The organism is Candidatus Cloacimonadota bacterium, assembly GCA_034661015.1.
GTDB lineage: Bacteria > Cloacimonadota > Cloacimonadia > JGIOTU-2 > JGIOTU-2 > JAYEKN01.
On sequence record JAYEKN010000115.1, the window covers coordinates 1 to 3,864 of the forward strand.

Here is a 3,864-nt window from a genome sequence, read left to right on the forward strand (position 1 = left end):
AAAAAGGAATTATATGAACGTTTATTTTACACGATTAAAAAAGCGCCTACTTATTTTTTCAATTATATTTAGCGTATTATTTCTAAGCGGGAATTTATTTGCAAGTACTCCCAAAATTGCTCGAAATATCCTGATAATTCACTCCTATCATCCCGGTTACCCTTGGGTGGAAAATATAAATTCCGGAATTCAGTCTGCCCTATCCAAATCCGACCTTGATATAAACACTCAAGTTGAATATTTAGACACAAAACGTAACGATCCTGCGGATTTATTTCCCACCCTCAGACAATTATTCTTGAAAAAATATCATGCTAATAAACCCGATGTAATAATTGTTTCGGATAACAATGCATTTGATTTTCTTTTAAAGTACCGAATGGAAATTTTTCCGGGAGTTCCGATTGTGTTCTGTGGTATTAACAACTATTCCGATTCACTCATTACGGGTCAACTCAAAATTACCGGAGTAGCCGAAGCCTGTGATCTGAAAGGAACGCTTAAATTAATTATTGACCTACATTCAAACCTATCTCAGATTGTTGGAATATCTGATGTTACTCCAACCGGCAGAATCAATTCGGAACTATTCAGAAAAGCCGTTTCCGAACTAAACCTACCAAATATAAAATTTATCGAATTTGCAGAATTGACAGAATCTCAGTTGAGAGACTCTTTGGAAAACTTACCCGCAAATTCTGCCATTTTGGAATTATCTTTTTTTCAAGATCCAACCGGCGCAACATTCACGATTCAAGAATCTATTAAAATTCTATCTTCTTATGGATTACCAGTATATTCTTTGTGGGACATGCAACTTGGGTTAGGGATAGTTGGTGGAATTCTTACCAGTGGTTTCCAACAGGGAAAAACAGCAGCCGATTTGGCACTCAGAATTCTTAACGGCGAAGATGCAGAAAAGATTCCAGTTGTGGCGGAAAGCCCAAACGTACCAATGTTCGATTATGATCAGCTCACAAAATTCCGGATTCCGGAATCGCGACTTCCGAAAGCAAGCACCATCATAAATAAGCCTGTTACTTTTTATTCATCCTACAAAATATTAATTTGGTCAGTTTTGACTATAATATTTATTTTAATAGGCTTTATTATTGCTTTAATTTATAATAATTTTCGCAGGAAAAAAGCGGAAAATTTACTAAAAAGAAAAACTGAAATACAGAAGAAGTTATTTCACGTGGCAAAAAACCTAAACAGAGAAACAGAACTAAATGATATTTTGCAGCTTATTGCAGAGACTGCTCTCGAAGTAATGGATGGGTATGGATGTGGTATTTATAGTCTTGATAGGCATCAAAATATCTTAAAACCTATCGTTGTAATTGACCCTGATTACAGAGACGAAATTCTTGCTACGGAATTGGATCTTGAAAATAGCTTTACTGGGAAATCTGTAACCGCTGCAAAAATTTTGATCTTCAACAAGCCACTTACTGTACAACTCGGAACTCAAATTCCGGATACACCCGAATCTGCTAACGAAAAAGTAATTGCCCTTCCTTTTATCAGTGAACACGAGGTTTTGGGAGCAATGTGTATCAATCGATTTGATAAAGATTTTTCACAAGAGGATATAACTCTCGCAGAGACTTTTGCCACTTTTGCTACATCTGCTTTTAAAAATACTCTTAATTTTCAAGATCTGATTACCGAAATGAAGAGACGAGGAGAATTAACCGATAAATTGAAGACGAGTGAGAATCTTTTATCTGCTGTGATCAAAAATTCCCCTATCGGTATATCCATCAGAGATAAAAAGGGTTTGCTGTTGCATTCTAATAAAGCGTGGGAAAGAATATGGGGTTCTCCCGAAACTTCATCAGGAAAAGAAAAATCAAAATCAAAATCAATCTCCGATAAAGAGTTTGTTTATCCCAAACAAGATCAAAATAAAATAAATAAAATTTACGCTTCAGGTGGGAGACTCTTTATTCCGGAAATAGAAATAAAAAAAATGTCATTCGATAAACCCAAAATCATTTCACAATACTTATATGCTCTTACAAATGATAAGGGGGCAGTGAAACAAGTAGTAATTCTGACCGAAGATATTACTCAACAGAAAAAAGCAGAAATAACTCAAAAGGTTTTATATAATATTGTAAATGCAATTTCTCAAACGAATGATCTCAAAAATCTTTTCGCCCTAATTCATAAAAATCTGAAAAAAATAATTACAGCCGATAATTTTTATGTAGCCTTATATGACAATAAAACAAATATTATCAATATACCCTATTATAAAGATAAAGTAAAAACCGAAACACCTGAACCCAAAGAACTTGGGACTGGATTAACTGCATTTGTTATCCGAACGAGAAAATCTTTACTTCTAACAGAAACCGACCGAAATCAAATGATTGCCCAAGGGAAACTTCTAAATGCTAATTGGAAAAGTAAAGTTTGGATGGGTTCACCTTTGAAAAGCGATGAAAAAATTATCGGGGTAATAGCGGTTCAGAGTTACGAAAATAAAAACGCTTACACCCAAAATGATCTTAAAATTTTGGAAATTGTAGCAAACACCGTAGCCGATGTTGTCCAAAGATTAAAGGCTGAACAGCAACTAAAAGAAAGTGAAGAGAAATTTCGTGATCTCTTTGAAAATGCCAGTGATATGATCTGGACTTCTGATAAAACAGGAAATTTTATTTCTGTTAATAATCAGTTTGAAAAACTAATAGGTTTTAGTAAGGAAGAACTCGTTGGCTTTCAATCCCTCAAATTAATTGATCAGGCTGATAGAGCCAATTCCATGAACAAATACAATGAGGTTAAAAAAGGCAAAACAGTAGGCTATGAAACTCTTGTTAAATCAAAAGACGGTGAGCAACACATATTCTCAAATAAGCTTAGACCTATATTCGAAAATAAAAAAGTTGTCGGTATTCAAGGAATCGCCAGAGATATTACTGAGCAAAAAGAAATACAAAAAAAAATTGAAAAAGCACTTCGTGAAAAAGAAGTTATGATGCAGGAAATATTTCATCGCGTGAAAAATAATATGCAAGTTGTGTCCAGTCTGTTGAGCCTTCAAGCAAATTCCATTGATAACGAAGAAGCCCGTAAAGCTCTATCGGAAAGTCAAGATCGTATTCGTTCGATGGCAATGATCCATGAAAAATTATACAGATCAACCGACCTTGCTAACATTGATTTTAGTGATTATATAAATCAACTTGTCAAAACAATATACAGTTCACATTATCACGATCTGGAAAATGAATTAGAGCTGGAAATAAATGTGGAGAATGTTTATTTGGATATTATTTTGGGAATTCCCTGCGGTTTGATTATCAATGAAATTGTTTCAAATGCTTTTAAGCACGCCTTCGCAGGTGTAAAATTTCCCAAACTAACTGTTACAATGACCCAAAAAAATACAGAAATAGAATTGGCAATCAGCGACAACGGGGTTGGAATCGGTGAAAATTTTGACTTGGAAAATCCTTCCACTCTCGGCATGGAATTAATTACCGGATTGACTGATCAAATCGAAGGAACTATGAAAGTGTCAAAAGCAAATGGAGGTGGGACTACATTTACAATTTGTTTCAAAAATTCAAAGGATGCATCAAAGTAACCAGATTCGCAGTTTGATAGATTGAAAAAAAATTGAAATTTTCAAAACGGCTTACGAGGGTTTCTTATCCGCCACGATTTGCCTTTTACCCATCTATAATGGTTCATTAATTGGTGTCCATCCGTAAACTATGATTTTTCGACCTCACCCCGACCCTTCCGCCAGCTGGCGGAGAGAGGGAGACAAAAGTTCCCCTTCTCTTTGAAGAGAAGGGGTTAGGGGATGAGTTGTAAAAAGGATGAAGAATATATTTTACTTGA

1 protein-coding gene is annotated in these 3,864 nt (G+C 35.0%); it reads left to right on the top strand.

From position 1 onward, the window contains the following. Positions 1–13 precede the first annotated feature (13 nt). Positions 14–3,604 (top strand): ABC transporter substrate binding protein, encoded by a 3,591-nt coding sequence (locus tag U9P79_04685; protein MEA2103924.1) that lies wholly within the window; start codon positions 14–16, stop codon positions 3,602–3,604. Positions 3,605–3,864: the final 260 nt, after the last annotated feature.